Source organism: Streptomyces sp. NPDC048297, from assembly GCF_043201585.1.
Lineage (GTDB): Bacteria > Actinomycetota > Actinomycetes > Streptomycetales > Streptomycetaceae > Streptomyces.
Genome location: NZ_JBICZA010000019.1, coordinates 103,340 through 119,181 on the forward strand (window position 1 = coordinate 103,340; position 15,842 = coordinate 119,181).

Below are 15,842 nucleotides of genomic sequence, written 5' to 3' on the forward strand. Positions count from 1 at the left end.
CATGAGCACGCCTGCCCTGAGCACCCCCGCCATGAGCACCCCGACGACTTTCCGACCGCTGTACCTGTACGAGGAGGCCAGCTAGATGGCACGGCGTTACGACACCAACGACGCGACCGACCGCGCGACGGGTCTGCGTGAAGCCGCGTCCGCGGTCCGCCGGGGCGAACTGGTGGTGCTGCCGACCGACACGGTGTACGGCATCGGCGCCGACGCGTTCTCCTCGGAGGCCGTCGCCGACCTGCTCGCCGCCAAGGGCCGGGGCCGCAACATGCCCACCCCTGTCCTCATCGGCTCCCCGAACACCCTGCACGGCCTCGTCACGGACTTCTCCGAGACGGCCTGGGAACTGGTCGACGCGTTCTGGCCGGGCGCCCTCACACTCGTCGCCAGGCACCAGCCGTCCCTGCAGTGGGACCTCGGCGACACCCGGGGCACCGTCGCGGTGCGCATGCCGCTGCACCCGGTCGCCATCGAGCTGCTGACCGAGGTCGGCCCCATGGCCGTCTCCTCCGCCAACCTCACCGGCCACCCCGCCCCCGAGAACTGCGACGCCGCGCAGGAGATGCTCGGCGACTCCGTCTCCGTCTACCTCGACGGCGGCCCGACCCCCGGCATCGTCCCGTCGTCCATCGTGGACGTCTCCGGTGACGTGCCGGTGCTGCTGCGCGAGGGCGCGATCTCCCCGGAGGAACTGCGCAAGGTCGTACCCGACCTCGAGGTGGCGAATTGACGGCCCCTGAACCGGGGCGTGGCATAGGCAACGGGGAACGTACGGCGGAGCAGACCACGACCTTCGGGTTTCCGCGCGACACCTTCCGCATCCTCCACGTCAGCACCGGCAACGTGTGCCGCTCGCCGATCACCGAGCGCCTGACCCGCCATTTCGTGGCGGAGCGGCTCGGCGTGCTCGGCGGCGGGCTGATCGTGGAGAGCGCGGGCACCTGGGGCCACGAGGGCGCCCCCATGGAGGCGAACGCGGAGGCCGTGCTCGCCGAGTTCGGCGCGGACGCCACCGGATTCACCGGCCGGGAACTGCTCGACGAGCACGTCATCATGGCCGACCTCGTCCTGACGGCCACCCGCGACCACCGCGCCCAGGTCATCTCCATGGGCCATTCGGCGGGCCTGCGCACCTTCACGCTGAAGGAGTTCACCCGCCTGGTCCGCGCGATAGACACGACGACGCTGCCTCCGCTGGAGGACGGCGTGGTCGCGCGTGCGCGCGCCCTGGTCCGTGCTGCCGCCGCTCTACGCGGGTGGCTCCTGGCCCCCACGGCGGAGGCGGACGAGGTGTACGACCCGTACGGCGCACCGCTGCCGTTCTTCCGGTCGATCGGGGACGAGATACACGAGGCGCTGGATCCCGTGGTGACGGCGCTGACGGGCGTAGCGGCGCGGATGTAGGACGGCCCTGGCACCGGGCGCCCCACGCGTCCCCGGCCTACATTGGAGCTACGTCCCCGCCGACGCCCGGGAGCCCACCATGGCGGTCACCCCTACCCTCGACACCGACGTCCTGCGGCAACAGGACCCCCAGCTGGCCGAGATCCTGCTCGGCGAGCTGCGACGGCAGTCGACGACGCTCCAGCTGATCGCCGCCGAGAACTTCACCTCGCCCGCCGTGCTCGCCGCCCTCGGCTCACCGCTCGCCAACAAGTACGCCGAGGGCTATCCCGGCGCCCGGCACCACGGCGGCTGCGAACTGGTCGACGTCGCCGAACTCCTCGCCGTCGAGCGGGCCAGGGCGCTCTTCGGGGCGGAACACGCCAACGTCCAGTCCCACTCGGGCTCTTCGGCCGTCCTGGCGGCCTACGCCGCCCTGCTGCGCCCCGGCGACACCGTCCTCGCCCTCGGGCTGCCCTACGGCGGCCATCTCACGCACGGCTCGCCCGCGAACTTCTCCGGCCGCTGGTTCGACTTCGTCGGGTACGGCGTCGACGCCGAGACGGGGCTCATCGACCACGACCAGGTCCGCCACCTGGCCCGCAACCACCGGCCCAAGGCCATCGTGTGCGGGTCGATCGCCTACCCCCGCCACATCGACTACGCCTTCTTCCGCGAGGTCGCCGACGAGGTGGGCGCCTATCTGATCGCCGACGCGGCGCACCCGATCGGTCTGGTCGCCGGGGGAGCGGCGCCGAACCCGGTGCCGTACGCCGACGTCGTGTGCGCCACCACGCACAAGGTGCTGCGCGGTCCGCGCGGCGGGATGATCCTGTGCGGCGGCGAACTGGCCGAGCGGGTCGACCGGGCCGTCTTCCCCTTCACCCAGGGCGGCGCGCAGATGCACACCATCGCCGCCAAGGCCGTCGCCTTCGGCGAGGCGGCGACGCCGGCGTTCGGCGTGTACGCCCGTCAGGTGGTCGCCAACGCCCGGGTCCTCGCGGCCGGGCTGGCCGCCGAGGGGCTCGCCGTCGTCACCGGCGGCACGGACACCCACCTGATCACCGCCGACCCGGCCCCGCTCGGCGTGGACGGCCGCACCGCGCGCGGCCGGCTCGCGGCGGCCGGGCTCGTGCTGGACTGCTGTGCGCTGCCGCACGGGGACCTGAGGGGGCTGCGCCTGGGCACGGCCGCGGTGACCACCCAGGGGATGCGGGAGCCGGAGATGGCCCTGATCGCCGGGCTGCTGGCGAGTGTGCTCAAGGGGGAGGCGGACCCGGCCGGGACGCGTGAGCAGGTGCGCGCGCTGACCGGTAGATTTCCGCCGTATCCCGGCTGAGCGGGAGGATGCGGGAGGGGTGCGAGGGGTGCGAGGGGTGCGAGGGGTTTCGCACACCCGGTGGTGGACGTCGTGCACAGCAACCCGTGCAACCATCGTCGCTACCCGGAAGTCCTCCACCATATGCGTCGTCCGCGCGCGGTCGTCGCTAGGGTGTGAGGCTGAGATGGCCAGCGAGACCTGTGGGGAAGCCTGTGCGTGAATACCTGCTGACGCTCTGCATCACGGCCGCGGTGACGTATCTGCTGACAGGGCCGGTGCGGAAGTTCGCGATCGTGGCCGGAGCCATGCCGGAGATCCGGGCACGTGACGTGCACCGGGAGCCCACTCCGCGCCTCGGCGGGATCGCGATGTTCTTCGGGCTGTGCGCGGGGCTGCTGGTCGCCGACCACCTGACCAATCTCAACGAGGTCTTCGTCAAGTCCAACGAGCCCCGGGCGCTGCTGTCCGGGGCCGCGCTGATCTGGCTGATCGGTGTGCTGGACGACAAGTTCGAGATCGACGCGCTGATCAAGCTGGGCGGCCAGATGATCGCCGCCGGCGTCATGGTCATGCAGGGTCTGACGATCCTGTGGCTGCCGATCCCGGGTATCGGCAACGTGGCGCTGACCCAGTGGCAGGGCACCCTGCTGACGGTGGCGCTGGTCGTCATCACGATCAACGCGGTGAACTTCGTGGACGGCCTGGACGGCCTCGCGGCGGGCATGGTCGGCATCGCGGCGACGGCGTTCTTCCTGTACTCGTACCGCATGTGGTACTCGTACGGCATCGAGGCCGCGGCCCCGGCGACGCTGTTCGCGGCGATCCTCATGGGCATGTGCCTGGGCTTCCTGCCGCACAACATGCACCCGGCGCGGATCTTCATGGGCGACTCGGGCTCGATGCTGATCGGCCTGGTGCTGGCGGCGGGCGCGATCTCCATCACCGGTCAGGTCGACCCGGACGCGCTGGCCCTGTTCACGGGTTCGGAGAAGGCGGCGGTCCACCAGACGGTGCCCGTCTACATCCCGCTGATCCTGCCGCTGACGATCATCGCGGTGCCGGCCGCGGACCTGGTCCTGGCGATCGTCCGCCGCACCTGGCGCGGCCAGTCCCCGTTCGCCGCCGACCGCGGGCATCTGCACCACCGGCTGCTGGAGATCGGCCACTCGCACAGCCGGGCCGTGCTGATCATGTACTTCTGGTCGGCCCTGATCGCGTTCGGCGCCCTCGCCTACTCGGTGAACTCGGCGTCGATGTGGATCGTCCTCGGCGTGGTCTTCCTCAGCTCCATCGGCCTGATCCTGCTTCTGCTGCCGCGCTTCACGCCGCGTGCCCCGAGGTGGGCGGAGCGGTTCGTCCCGCCGCGCTACCGCAGGCGCCGCCGGGGCGCCGACGCGCAGGCGCCGGCCGAGGCCGGGGACGCGACGGGCGAGGACGCCACGGGTGAGGACGCCGCCGGCGCGGAGGCCACCGGCGAGGAGGACGAGTCCGGGGAGCGCACTCCCGTCACGGCCGCCGCGTCGGGCGTCAACGGAGCGAGCGCGATCGGCCCCCGTTCGCGTATTCACTGACCGGCCCAAGGTAAGAATCTGACGAGAGCATTGCCCAGTCATAGCCCAGTCATGGGGGAGCGAAGCACCCCAATACCAGACAAAGGGGCTCAGTTTCTGCTCATGCGTGCAGGTTCACTCTCACGTGTGACAGCAAGCACGCCTAGCGGGTAAAGACCTCATCAAATAGTTTGTGATACCGTTCACGAGAACCCCGGAGAGAACCGAAGGACCGTAGTGCGACGGTCCCTTGGTGTGAGGTCTTGTCCACTCGGCCCGGGACTACGCTCGTCCATGACGACACCCCTTGCCCCCTGTGAAAAGCGGAGTTGCCGCCATGCCGTCCAATGACGTCCGGATCCTGGCCCAGGCCGCCGTGCCCACGGCTGCCGTCGGCGCGATCGCCGCCGTCGTCAGCGGTGTGGTCGCGGGCGGCAAGGGAGCCATCGGTGCGGCCGTCGCGACGCTGGTCGCGATCCTCTTCATGGGGCTCGGCCTCTACGTGCTCCAGCGCACCGCCAAATCATTTCCGCAGCTGTTCCAGATGATGGGCCTGATGCTCTACGCGGCCCAGCTGCTGCTGCTGGTCATCTTCGTCGCGGCGTTCAAGAACACGACGCTGTTCAACCCCCGGGCCTTCGCCATCGTCCTCGTGGTCGCCACCTTGACGTGGATCGCCGCGCAGACGCGTGCGCACATGAAGGCCAAGATCCTCTACGTCGACCCCGACGCCTCCTCCAAGGGCGACAAGCCCGAGAAGTCGGGGCACTCGTCGTGAGAGGTAGGCCCGGGATAAAGGCGCACCAGAGATCCTGCTATCGTCCGGTGCCAACTGCGGCATCGCGGGCGCGGGCATCCGAGCTGACGCCTGTTCCATCGCGAGGCGAGATGGCCCACAGCCGCCCCCACATCCGTTACACCAGTCCCGTGCCGAACCGCGGCCGCACGCCGCGCCGACACAACGAGGTTGTCGTACCTATGCGCCACGATGAAGGAGCCCGCGGTGAGTGCTGACCCGACGCAGACGCTCGCTTTCGATACGAGCTGCCACCTGTTCGACGGGTGCGGCTTCCCGGCTCCGGGCCTGCACTCGTTCCTGTTCAAGCCGCTCTGGGGCGACGCGGACAGCAACGTGTACTTCAACAAGACGATGCTGCTGGCGCTGCTCGGTTCCATCATCATCGTGGGCTTCTTCTGGGCCGCCTTCGCCAGGCCGAAGGTCGTCCCGGGCAAGCTCCAGATGGTCGCCGAGAGCGGTTACGACTTCATCCGCCGCGGTGTCGTCTACGAGACCATCGGCAAGACCGAGGGTGAGCGGTACGTCCCGCTGGTCGTCTCGCTGTTCTTCTTCGTCTGGATGATGAACCTCTGGTCGATCATCCCGCTCGCGCAGTTCCCGGTCACGGCGATCATCTCGTACCCCGCCGTCCTGGCCGGCATCGTCTACATCCTCTGGGTCTCGCTGACCTTCAAGCGGCACGGTTTCGTCGGCGCCTTCAAGAACTTCACCGGCTACGACAAGTCGCTCGGCGCGGTCCTCCCGCTGTCGATGACCATCGAGCTGTTCTCCAACCTGCTCGTGCGGCCCTTCACCCACGCCGTGCGACTCTTCGCGAACATGTTCGCGGGCCACACCCTGCTGCTGCTCTTCACGATCGCCAGCTGGTACATGCTCAACGGCATCGGCATCGCCTACTCCGCGGTGTCGTTCGTGATGGTCATCGTCATGACGGCCTTCGAACTCTTCATCCAGGCTGTTCAGGCCTACGTCTTCGTACTCCTGACCTGCAGCTTCATCCAGGGCGCGCTCGCCGAGTCCCACTGAGCGCCAACCCGACCACCCACCCAGACATCCGGTGGCCAACCCCCACCGGTCTTTGAAAGAGAAGGAAGAACCGGCATGTCCGCTCTCGAAACCCTTGCCGCCGGCGTCCAGATCAAGGGCAACCTCGGCTCCATCGGTTACGGTCTCGCCGCCATCGGTCCGGGCGTCGGCGTCGGCATCATCTTCGGTAACGGCACGCAGGCCCTGGCCCGTCAGCCCGAGGCTGCCGGTCTGATCCGCGCCAACCAGATCCTCGGCTTCGCCTTCTGTGAGGCGCTCGCCCTCATCGGTCTGGTCATGCCGTTCGTCTACCCGGCCTCCTGACCCGACCGCCGCGCACCCATAGACGAAAGGCACTGATATGAGCCCCCTGGTTCAGCTGGCGGCTGAGGAGGCCGAGAACCCCCTCATCCCGCCGATCCCAGAGCTCGTCATCGGCCTGATCGCCTTCGTCATCGTCTTCGGTTTCCTCGCCAAGAAGCTCCTCCCGAACATCAACAAGGTTCTGGAAGAGCGCCGGGAAGCCATCGAGGGCGGTATCGAGAAGGCCGAGGCCGCGCAGATCGAGGCTCAGAGCGTCCTTGAGCAGTACAAGGCCCAGCTCGCCGAGGCTCGGCACGAGGCCGCTCGGCTGCGCCAGGAGGCTCAGGAGCAGGGCGCCGCGCTCATCACCGAGATGCGCGCCGAGGGCCAGCGGCAGCGTGAGGACATCGTCGCCGCCGGTCACGCCCAGATCGAGGCCGACCGCAAGGCCGCCGCGCAGGCGCTCCGCCAGGACGTCGGCACGCTGGCCACCGACCTGGCCGGCAAGCTCGTCGGCGAGTCCCTCGAGGACCACGCCCGCCAGAGCCGTGTGATCGACCGCTTCCTCGACGAGCTTGAGGAGAAGGCCGAGGCCGCGCGATGAACGGAGCGAGCCGCGAGGCACTGGCTGCCGCACGTGAGCGTCTCGACGCGCTGACGGACTCCACGTCCGTCGACGCCGGCGCGCTCGCCGAGGAGCTGGCGGCCGTCACCGCGCTGCTCGACCGCGAGGCCGGCCTGCGCCGGGTCCTCACCGACCCGGCGCAGCACGCCGAGGCGAAGGCCGAGCTGGTCCAGCGCCTGATCGGCGGCCAGGTGAGCGGCGAGGCCGCCGACCTGGTGGCCGGGCTGGCCCGGTCCCGCTGGTCGCAGTCGCGCGACCTGGTCGACGCGCTGGAGGAGCTGGCGAACATCGCCGACCTCACCGCCGCGGAGAAGAACGGCACGCTCGACGACGTCGAGGACGAGCTGTTCCGGTTCGGCCGGATCGTCGCCTCGAACACCGAGCTGCGTGCCGCGCTCACCGACCGGTCCGCCGGTACCTCGGCCAAGGCCGAGCTGCTGCACCGCCTGCTCGGCGGCCGGGCCAAGCCCGTCACCGAGCGCCTGGTGGTCCGCCTGGTCTCCGCGCCGCGTGGACGTAGCCTGGAGGCGGGACTCGAGTCCCTGTCCAAGCTCGCCGCCGAGCGCCGGGACCGCCTGGTGGCGACCGTCGCCTCCGCGGTGCCGCTGAGCGACCCGCAGAAGCAGCGCCTGGGCGACGCCCTGGCCAAGCTCTACGGCCGCAGGATGCACCTCAACCTGCACGTGGACCCCGACGTCGTCGGCGGAATCCGGGTCAAGGTCGGCGACGAGGTCATCAACGGCTCCATCGCGGACCGGCTGGAAGACGCCGCCCGCCGCATGGCGAGCTAGCAACTACACAAGCAGTACGTACGTACCTACGGCCCTGGTTGGGCCGTGCAGAGGATTCACCTCGTACAGGGGGGAGTCCCCCATCCCCCCAAGTGAAACTTCGGGCCCAACAAGGAGAGCAGGGAACCCAGATGGCGGAGCTCACGATCCGGCCGGAGGAGATCCGGGACGCGCTGGAGAACTTCGTCCAGTCGTACAAGCCGGACGCGGCCTCGCGCGAGGAGGTCGGTACGGTCACCCTTGCCGGCGACGGCATCGCGAAGGTCGAGGGCCTGCCCTCGGCCATGGCCAACGAACTGCTGAAGTTCGAGGACGGCACCCTCGGCCTCGCCCTCAACCTTGAGGAGCGCGAGATCGGTGCCATCGTCCTTGGTGAGTTCAGCGGCATCGAGGAGGGTCAGCCGGTGCAGCGCACCGGTGAGGTGCTCTCCGTCGCGGTCGGCGAGGGCTACCTCGGCCGTGTCGTCGACCCGCTCGGCAACCCGATCGACGGCCTCGGCGAGATCGAGACCGAGGGCCGCCGCGCCCTCGAACTGCAGGCCCCCACGGTCATGCAGCGCAAGTCGGTGCACGAGCCGATGGAGACGGGCTACAAGGCCGTCGACGCGATGACCCCGGTCGGCCGCGGCCAGCGCCAGCTGATCATCGGTGACCGCCAGACCGGCAAGACCGCCCTGGCCGTCGACACCATCATCAACCAGCGCGACAACTGGCGCACGGGCGACCCGAAGAAGCAGGTCCGCTGCATCTACGTCGCCATCGGCCAGAAGGGCTCGACCATCGCGTCGGTCCGCCGCGCGCTGGAGGAGAACGGCGCGCTCGAGTACACGACCATCGTCGCCGCCCCGGCGTCCGACCCGGCCGGCTTCAAGTACCTGGCGCCGTACACCGGTTCGGCCATCGGTCAGCACTGGATGTACCAGGGCAAGCACGTCCTGATCATCTTCGACGACCTCTCGAAGCAGGCCGACGCCTACCGCGCCGTGTCCCTGCTGCTGCGCCGTCCGCCGGGCCGTGAGGCCTACCCGGGTGACGTCTTCTACCTGCACTCCCGCCTGCTGGAGCGCTGCGCCAAGCTGTCCGACGACATGGGCGCCGGCTCGATGACCGGTCTGCCGATCGTCGAGACGAAGGCCAACGACGTCTCGGCGTTCATCCCGACCAACGTCATCTCCATCACCGACGGCCAGTGCTTCCTGGAGTCGGACCTGTTCAACGCCGGTCAGCGCCCCGCGCTGAACGTCGGTATCTCCGTCTCCCGAGTCGGTGGTTCCGCGCAGCACAAGGCGATGAAGCAGGTCTCCGGCCGTCTGCGCGTGGACCTGGCCCAGTTCCGTGAGCTGGAGGCGTTCGCCGCCTTCGGTTCCGACCTGGACGCCGCGTCGAAGGCGCAGCTGGAGCGCGGTCAGCGCATGGTCGAGCTGCTCAAGCAGAACCAGTACCAGCCGATGTCCACCGAGGACCAGGTCGTCTCCGTGTGGGCCGGCACCACCGGCAAGATGGACGACGTCCCGGTCGCCGACATCCGCCGCTTCGAGAAGGAGCTGCTGGAGTACCTGCACCGCAAGGAGCAGGGCCTCATGACCTCCATCAAGGAGGGCGGCAAGATGTCCGACGACACGCTGACGGCCGTGGCGGACGCCATCGCGGACTTCAAGAAGCAGTTCGAGACCTTTGACGGCAAGCTGCTCGGCGAGGACGCTCCGGCTGTCTCCGTGTCCAAGTGACGTAAGGAAGGGACCTGACTCATGGGAGCCCAGCTCCGGGTCTACAAGCGTCGCATCCGATCCGTCACCGCGACCAAGAAGATCACGAAGGCGATGGAGATGATCGCCGCCTCGCGCGTCGTCAAGGCGCAGCGCAAGGTGACGGCCTCCACGCCGTACGCGAACGAGCTGACGCGCGCGGTCAAGGCTGTCGCCACCGGGTCGAACACCAAGCACGCCCTCACCACCGAGGTCGAGCAGCCGACCCGCGCCGCGGTTCTGCTGCTCACCAGCGACCGTGGTCTGGCCGGCGCCTTCAACTCCAACGCCATCAAGGCGGCGGAGCAGCTCACCGAGCGCCTGGAGCGCGAGGGCAAGCAGGTCGAGACGTTCATCGTCGGCCGCCGCGGTGTCGCCCACTACAACTTCCGTGAGCGCAAGATCTCGGAGTCGTGGACGGGCTTCACCGACGAGCCGGCGTACGCGGACGCCAAGAAGGTGGCCGCGCCGCTGATCGAGGCCATCGAGAAGGACGACACCGACGGTGGCGTGGACGAGCTTCACCTCGTCTACACCGAGTTCGTGTCGATGATGACGCAGACGGCGGTCGCCTCCCGGCTGCTGCCGCTGCGTGTCGACGAGGTCGAGGTGGAGAGCGCCCCCACGGGTGAGATCCTCCCGCTGTTCGACTTCGAGCCCTCGGCGGAGGACGTCCTCGACGCCCTGCTGCCGCGCTACGTGGAGAGCCGTATCTACAACGCGCTTCTCCAGTCGGCCGCTTCGAAGCACGCCGCCACGCGGCGCGCGATGAAGTCGGCGACCGACAACGCGGGCGAGCTGATCAACACGCTCTCCCGTCTTGCCAACGCGGCCCGCCAGGCCGAAATCACCCAGGAAATCAGCGAGATCGTCGGTGGCGCCAGCGCCCTGGCCGACGCGACCGCGGGGAGTGACCGATAATGACCACCACTGTTGAGACCGCGGCGGCCACGGGCCGCGTCGCCCGGGTCATCGGCCCGGTCGTCGACGTGGAGTTCCCCGTCGACGCGATGCCCGACATCTACAACGCCCTTCACGTCGAGGTCGCCGACCCGGCGAACCACGGCGAGAAGAAGACGCTGACCCTGGAGGTCGCCCAGCACCTGGGTGACGGCCTGGTCCGCACCATCTCCATGCAGCCCACCGACGGTCTGGTCCGCCAGGCCGCGGTCACCGACACCGGCGACTCCATCACGGTGCCCGTCGGTGACTTCACCAAGGGCAAGGTGTTCAACACCCTCGGTGAGGTGCTGAACGTCGACGAGAGCTACGAGGGCGAGCGCTGGGGCATCCACCGCAAGGCCCCGAACTTCGACGAGCTCGAGTCGAAGACCGAGATGTTCGAGACGGGCGTCAAGGTCATCGACCTGCTCACCCCGTACGTCAAGGGCGGCAAGATCGGCCTGTTCGGCGGCGCCGGCGTCGGCAAGACGGTGCTCATCCAGGAGATGATCTACCGTGTCGCCAACAACCACGACGGTGTCTCCGTGTTCGCCGGTGTCGGCGAGCGCACTCGTGAGGGCAACGACCTGATCGAGGAGATGTCCGACTCGGGCGTCATCGACAAGACCGCGCTGGTCTTCGGTCAGATGGACGAGCCCCCGGGCACCCGTCTGCGCGTCGCGCTGGCCGGCCTCACCATGGCCGAGTACTTCCGTGACGTCCAGAAGCAGGACGTGCTGTTCTTCGTCGACAACATCTTCCGCTTCACGCAGGCCGGTTCCGAGGTCTCCACGCTGCTCGGCCGGATGCCCTCCGCGGTGGGTTACCAGCCGAACCTGGCCGACGAGATGGGTCTCCTCCAGGAGCGCATCACCTCGACCCGTGGTCACTCGATCACCTCGATGCAGGCGATCTACGTCCCCGCGGACGACCTGACCGACCCGGCCCCGGCCACCACCTTCGCCCACCTCGACGCGACGACGGTTCTCTCCCGTCCGATCTCCGAGAAGGGCATCTACCCGGCCGTGGACCCGCTGGACTCCACGTCCCGCATCCTGGACCCGCGGTACATCGCGCAGGAGCACTATGACGCCGCCATGCGCGTCAAGAACATCCTGCAGAAGTACAAGGACCTCCAGGACATCATCGCGATCCTCGGTATCGACGAGCTCGGCGAGGAGGACAAGCTCGTCGTCCACCGTGCCCGTCGCGTGGAGCGCTTCCTGTCCCAGAACACCCACGTCGCCAAGCAGTTCACCGGCGTGGACGGTTCGGACGTTCCGCTGGACGAGACGATCGCCGCGTTCAACGCGATCTGCGACGGCGAGTACGACCACTTCCCGGAGCAGGCGTTCTTCATGTGCGGTGGCCTGGAGGACCTCAAGGCCAACGCCAAGGAGCTGGGCGTCTCCTGAACTCTCTGAGTTCGTGTGAACTCGTCGAGTTCGAGTGAGGGGGCGGGCGCGTCCCGCCCCCTCACCCACGCCCACTAGACTTGTAACCAACACCCGGCACAACCGCCGGGTGGTGACCCGAGGAGCCACCTTGGCTGCTGAGCTGCACGTCGCGCTGGTCGCGGCCGACCGAGAGGTCTGGTCCGGCGAGGCCACCCTGGTCGTCGCGCGCACCACGTCCGGCGACATCGGCGTCATGCCCGGTCACCAGCCGCTGCTCGGTGTGCTGGAGTCGGGCCCGGTGACCATCCGTACGAGTGAGGGTGGAACGGTCGTCGCCGCGGTGCACGGCGGTTTCATCTCGTTCGCGGACAACAAGCTGTCGCTGCTGGCCGAGATCGCCGAGCTGGCCGACGAGATCGACGTCCAGCGTGTCGAGCGCGAGCTTGAGCGCGCGAAGGCGGAGGACGACGCGGATGCGGAACGCCGCGCCGACGTCCGTCTGCGGGCGGCGACGGCGGCCCGCTGATGAAGAGCACCCCCCAGGCCCTTTAGGCTCTGGGGGAGCGCCGTGTGATGACGTCACTCAGCCGCGGTCGGCCCGGAGCAATCCGGTGCCGACCGCGGCTGAGGCAGATGTGGGTGTTTTTTCCGTTCCATTACCTAGTTCGAGCCTGGTTCCACTAACTGGGAGACGAGGAGGTCGGTGCCGATGGTCCTCGCCCTGACTGTGTGCGGAGTCGTGGTGGCGCTCGTGGTGGTGGGACTGTTTCTGTTCGGCCTGCGCCGCAGACTCATCCAGCGCTCGGGCGGCACCTTCGACTGTTCGCTGCGCTGGGACGTGCCCGAGAAACCGGACGTCAACGGCAAGGGCTGGAGCTACGGCATCGCCCGCTACAACAGCGACCGCATCGAGTGGTTCCGCGTCTTCTCCTACGCCCCCCGCCCGCGCCGCACGCTGGAGCGCGCCACGATCGAGGTGGCCGGGCGCCGGCTTCCCGAGGGCGAGGAGGAACTGGCGCTGCTGTCCGACGCGGTGATCCTCGCCTGCGTCCACCGGGGCACGCGCCTCGAACTCGCCATGAGCGAAGACGCGCTGACCGGGTTTCTCGCGTGGCTGGAAGCAGCCCCGCCCGGACAGCGAGTGAATGTGGCGTAGCCACATTCACTCGCTGGGTGGGGGTCCCCCCGGACGAAGTCTGGGGGAGCGTCAATGTCGCTCAAGGGCCTTTGGCCCTCCGAACTGTCTTACGACAGTCCGCTGTTGATGGCGCTCACCAGCTCTCCGTTGCTGGTGTCGCCGCTGAACTCCCAGAAGAACGCGCCGCCCAGGCCCTGGGTCTTGGCCCACGCCATCTTGCTGCCCACGGTGGCGGGGGTGTCGTAGGACCACCAGTTGCTGCCGCAGTGCGCGTAGGCCGTGCCGGCGACCGTGCCGGTAGCCGGGCAGGACGACTTGAGGACCTTGTAGTCCTCGATGCCCTGCTCGTAGGTGCCGGCCGCGGGTCCCGTGGCCGTGCCGCCCGGGGCGTCCTGGGTGACGCCGGTCCAGCCGCGGCCGTAGAAGCCGATGCCGATGAGCAGCTTGCTCGCGGGGACGCCCTTCGCCTTGAACTTGGCCATCGCGTCGGCCGTGGTGAAGCCGGCGGTCGGGATGCCGCTGTACGAGGTGAGCGGGGAGTGCGGGGCCGTCGGGCCCTGCGCCGCCCAGGCGCCGAAGAAGTCGTACGTCATCACGTTGTACCAGTCGACGTACTGGGACGCGCCCGCGTAGTCGGCCGCGTCGATCTTGCCGCCGGAGGAGCCGTCGGCGGTGACCGCGGCGGTGACCAGGTTGTTCGAGCCGAACTTGGCGCGCAGCGCGGACATCACGTTCTTGAAGGCCGCCGCCCCGCTGGTGTCACAGGACAGACCGCAGGCGTTCGGGTACTCCCAGTCGATGTCGATGCCGTCGAAGACGTCGGCCCAGCGCGGGTCCTTGACCAGGTTGTAGCAGGAGTCGGCGAACGCGGCCGGGTTGGCCGCCGCCTGCCCGAAGCCGCCGGACCAGGTCCAGCCGCCGAAGGACCACAGCACCTTGATGTTCGGGTACTTGGCCTTCAGCTCGCGCAGCTGGTTGAAGTTGCCGCGCAGCGGCTGGTCCCATGTGTCGGCCACGCCGCTGACCGACTGGTCCGCGGTGAACGCCTTGTCGTAGTCGGCGTAGGAGTCGCCGATGGCGCACTGGCCGTTCGTGACGTTGCCGAACGCGTAGTTGATGTGCGTGATCTTGGCGGCCGAGCCGGACGTCACCAGGTTCTTGACGTTGTAGTTGCGGCCGTAGATGCCCCACTCGGTGAAGTAGCCGAGCTTGACCTTGTCACCGGGCGGGGGATTGGTGCCTCCGCCGCCGGTGGTGTGCACGGCGACGGCGCCGCTGACCGGTCCGGTCTGGTCGGCGGTGTCGCGGGCCTGCACGGTGTAGGAGTAGTCGCTGCCGGCGCTCAGACCGGTGTCCGTGTACGAGGTCGTCGTCACGGTGGCGACCTTGGTGCCGTCGCGCAGGACGTCGTAGTTCTTGACGCCGTTGTCGTCGGTGGCGGCCGACCAGGACAGCTTCACCGAGGTGTCGGTGATGCTGGAGGCGGACGGGGTGCCGGGCGCGGAGGGGGCCGCGTCGCCGGGAACCGTGGTGCCGTCACAACTGCCGCCGTTCAGACTGCAGTTGGACGGTGAACCGGAACCCGCGCCGTTGAAGCCGAAGGAGACGGTGGCGCCCGGGGCGATGGAGCCGTTGTAGGACTTGTTCCTGGCCGTCCAGTGGGTGCCGGAGCTGGTGACGTCCGCGTCCCAGGCCGAGGTGACGGACGTGCCGGAGGGGAAGTCCCACTCGATCGTCCAGGAACTGATGGCCGTGGTACCGGTGTTCTTGACGGTCCACTTGCCCTCGAAGCCGGTTCCCCAGTCCTGGGTCTTGGCGTAGGTGGCGGTCGCGTTCGTCGCGGCATGAGCGGGTTCCGCGAGTCCGACCAGGCCGGCCAGGGGGAGCAACAGCGTCGCGAACCCCGCCGCGACTCTGTGTCTGAAGCGCATGATGCGCCTCCCTCATCTGTTGGGGGTGTCAGGGGCATGACTGAGCCTTCACGCCCACGGTGCCGCGAGAATAGAAAGGTCTGGACCATCGGTCAATAGGTCTGGACCACCCGTTCTCCAGTTCGACCGGAACCCCAACTCCTGCGCCGGCAAGGCCGCTTGGACCCGTCCGAGCGGCTCCGACCCGGCCGCCGGACGGCTGACGTGCGTCTTCGGGGACATCTGCCGGCGTTCGTGACGACCGGCGTTCCTGACGACCGGCCTTCGTGGCGACCGTCGTTCGTGAGGGCGGCTAGCGTTCGCCGCCCGGTACCCACAGCACGTCGCCGATCTCCTTGTTCGCGATCCGGGCCAGGATGAACAGCAGGTCGGACAGGCGGTTGAGGTAGGTCGCGGTGAGCGGGTTCATCGTCTCGCCGTGGACTTCGAGCGCGGCCCAGGTGGAGCGCTCGGCCCGGCGTACGACCGTGCAGGCCTGGTGGAGCAGGGCCGCGCCCGCCGTCCCCCCGGGCAGGATGAAGGAGCGCAGTTTCTCCAACTGCTCGTTGAAGCGGTCGCAGTCCGCCTCCAGCCGGTCGATGTAGAACTGCTCGACCCGCAGCGGCGGGAACTCCGGGTTCTCCACCGCCGGCGTCGACAGGTCCGCGCCGACGTCGAACAGGTCGTTCTGGACCCGGGTGAGGACCGCCACCACCTGTTCGTCCAGCCCGCCCAGCGCGAGCGCGGTGCCGATGACCGCGTTGGCCTCGTTGCTGTCCGCGTACGCGGAGATCCGCAGATCGGTCTTGGCGACCCGGCTCATGTCGCCCAGGCTGGTGGTGCCCTTGTCGCCGGTCCTCGTGTAGATGCGCGTCAGATTGACCATGTGACCAGCGTAGTTTCACCCCG

16 protein-coding genes are annotated in these 15,842 nt (G+C 68.7%); 14 read left to right on the forward strand and 2 right to left on the reverse strand.

Annotated elements, in window-relative coordinates; genetic code table 11:
• The first annotated feature begins 85 nt into the window (after positions 1-85).
• The 14 genes from ACGFYV_RS21910 (at position 86) to ACGFYV_RS21975 (ending at position 13,041) form a co-directional block, all read left to right on the forward strand.
• A complete protein-coding gene (locus ACGFYV_RS21910; RefSeq protein WP_393880078.1) occupies positions 86-733 on the forward strand; it encodes an L-threonylcarbamoyladenylate synthase in 648 nt (215 codons plus the stop codon).
• On the forward strand, positions 730-1,407 hold the full coding sequence (locus tag ACGFYV_RS21915) for a protein-tyrosine-phosphatase (RefSeq protein ID WP_393880079.1): 678 nt from the start codon (positions 730-732) through the stop codon (positions 1,405-1,407). The genes ACGFYV_RS21910 and ACGFYV_RS21915 overlap by 4 nt, the downstream gene beginning before the upstream one ends.
• A 79-nt stretch (positions 1,408-1,486) precedes the next feature.
• Positions 1,487-2,725: a serine hydroxymethyltransferase gene (gene glyA / locus ACGFYV_RS21920; RefSeq protein ID WP_393880080.1), complete on the forward strand. Its 1,239-nt coding sequence runs from the start codon at positions 1,487-1,489 to the stop codon at positions 2,723-2,725.
• 194 nt (positions 2,726-2,919) lie between these two features.
• Positions 2,920-4,278 (forward strand): MraY family glycosyltransferase, encoded by a 1,359-nt coding sequence (locus ACGFYV_RS21925; protein WP_393880081.1) that lies wholly within the window; start codon positions 2,920-2,922, stop codon positions 4,276-4,278.
• Between the two features lie 316 nt (positions 4,279-4,594).
• Positions 4,595-5,035 carry a hypothetical protein gene (locus ACGFYV_RS21930; protein WP_393880082.1) on the forward strand — a complete coding sequence of 147 codons (441 nt, stop codon included), beginning with the start codon at positions 4,595-4,597 and terminating at the stop codon, positions 5,033-5,035.
• A 210-nt stretch (positions 5,036-5,245) separates the two neighbouring features.
• The gene (gene atpB, locus ACGFYV_RS21935) at positions 5,246-6,082 is read left to right on the forward strand and encodes a F0F1 ATP synthase subunit A (RefSeq protein ID WP_393880083.1); all 837 of its coding nucleotides are present in this window, start codon (positions 5,246-5,248) and stop codon (positions 6,080-6,082) included.
• A gap of 75 nt (positions 6,083-6,157) precedes the next feature.
• Positions 6,158-6,406: an ATP synthase subunit C gene (locus ACGFYV_RS21940; RefSeq protein ID WP_018544514.1), complete on the forward strand. Its 249-nt coding sequence runs from the start codon at positions 6,158-6,160 to the stop codon at positions 6,404-6,406.
• Positions 6,407-6,443: 37 nt separating this feature from the next.
• A complete protein-coding gene (locus ACGFYV_RS21945; RefSeq protein ID WP_393880084.1) occupies positions 6,444-6,989 on the forward strand; it encodes a F0F1 ATP synthase subunit B in 546 nt (181 codons plus the stop codon).
• Complete coding sequence (locus ACGFYV_RS21950; RefSeq protein ID WP_393880085.1) at positions 6,986-7,801, forward strand: F0F1 ATP synthase subunit delta; 816 nt, start codon at positions 6,986-6,988, stop codon at positions 7,799-7,801. Before ACGFYV_RS21945 ends, ACGFYV_RS21950 begins: the two co-directional genes overlap by 4 nt.
• 131 nt (positions 7,802-7,932) lie before the next feature.
• The gene (atpA, locus tag ACGFYV_RS21955) at positions 7,933-9,528 is read left to right on the forward strand and encodes a F0F1 ATP synthase subunit alpha (RefSeq protein ID WP_393880086.1); all 1,596 of its coding nucleotides are present in this window, start codon (positions 7,933-7,935) and stop codon (positions 9,526-9,528) included.
• A 21-nt stretch (positions 9,529-9,549) separates the two neighbouring features.
• On the forward strand, positions 9,550-10,467 hold the full coding sequence (locus ACGFYV_RS21960; RefSeq protein WP_393880087.1) for a F0F1 ATP synthase subunit gamma: 918 nt from the start codon (positions 9,550-9,552) through the stop codon (positions 10,465-10,467).
• Positions 10,467-11,903: a F0F1 ATP synthase subunit beta gene (gene atpD, locus ACGFYV_RS21965; protein WP_393880088.1), complete on the forward strand. Its 1,437-nt coding sequence runs from the start codon at positions 10,467-10,469 to the stop codon at positions 11,901-11,903. The genes ACGFYV_RS21960 and atpD overlap by 1 nt, the downstream gene beginning before the upstream one ends.
• A gap of 130 nt (positions 11,904-12,033) precedes the next feature.
• The gene (locus tag ACGFYV_RS21970) at positions 12,034-12,411 is read left to right on the forward strand and encodes a F0F1 ATP synthase subunit epsilon (protein ID WP_393880089.1); all 378 of its coding nucleotides are present in this window, start codon (positions 12,034-12,036) and stop codon (positions 12,409-12,411) included.
• 183 nt (positions 12,412-12,594) lie between these two features.
• Positions 12,595-13,041: a DUF2550 domain-containing protein gene (locus tag ACGFYV_RS21975; RefSeq protein WP_393880090.1), complete on the forward strand. Its 447-nt coding sequence runs from the start codon at positions 12,595-12,597 to the stop codon at positions 13,039-13,041.
• A gap of 89 nt (positions 13,042-13,130) precedes the next feature.
• On the opposite strand, the gene ACGFYV_RS21980 is transcribed toward ACGFYV_RS21975, so the two are convergent.
• Together ACGFYV_RS21980 and ACGFYV_RS21985 are read right to left on the reverse strand one after the other, a co-directional pair.
• Positions 13,131-14,954, reverse strand: a complete 1,824-nt coding sequence (locus ACGFYV_RS21980; protein WP_393880091.1) for a glycosyl hydrolase family 18 protein — start codon at positions 14,952-14,954, stop codon at positions 13,131-13,133.
• 292 nt (positions 14,955-15,246) lie between these two features.
• Complete coding sequence (locus tag ACGFYV_RS21985) at positions 15,247-15,819, reverse strand: cob(I)yrinic acid a,c-diamide adenosyltransferase (RefSeq protein WP_393880092.1); 573 nt, start codon at positions 15,817-15,819, stop codon at positions 15,247-15,249.
• Positions 15,820-15,842 lie beyond the last annotated feature (23 nt).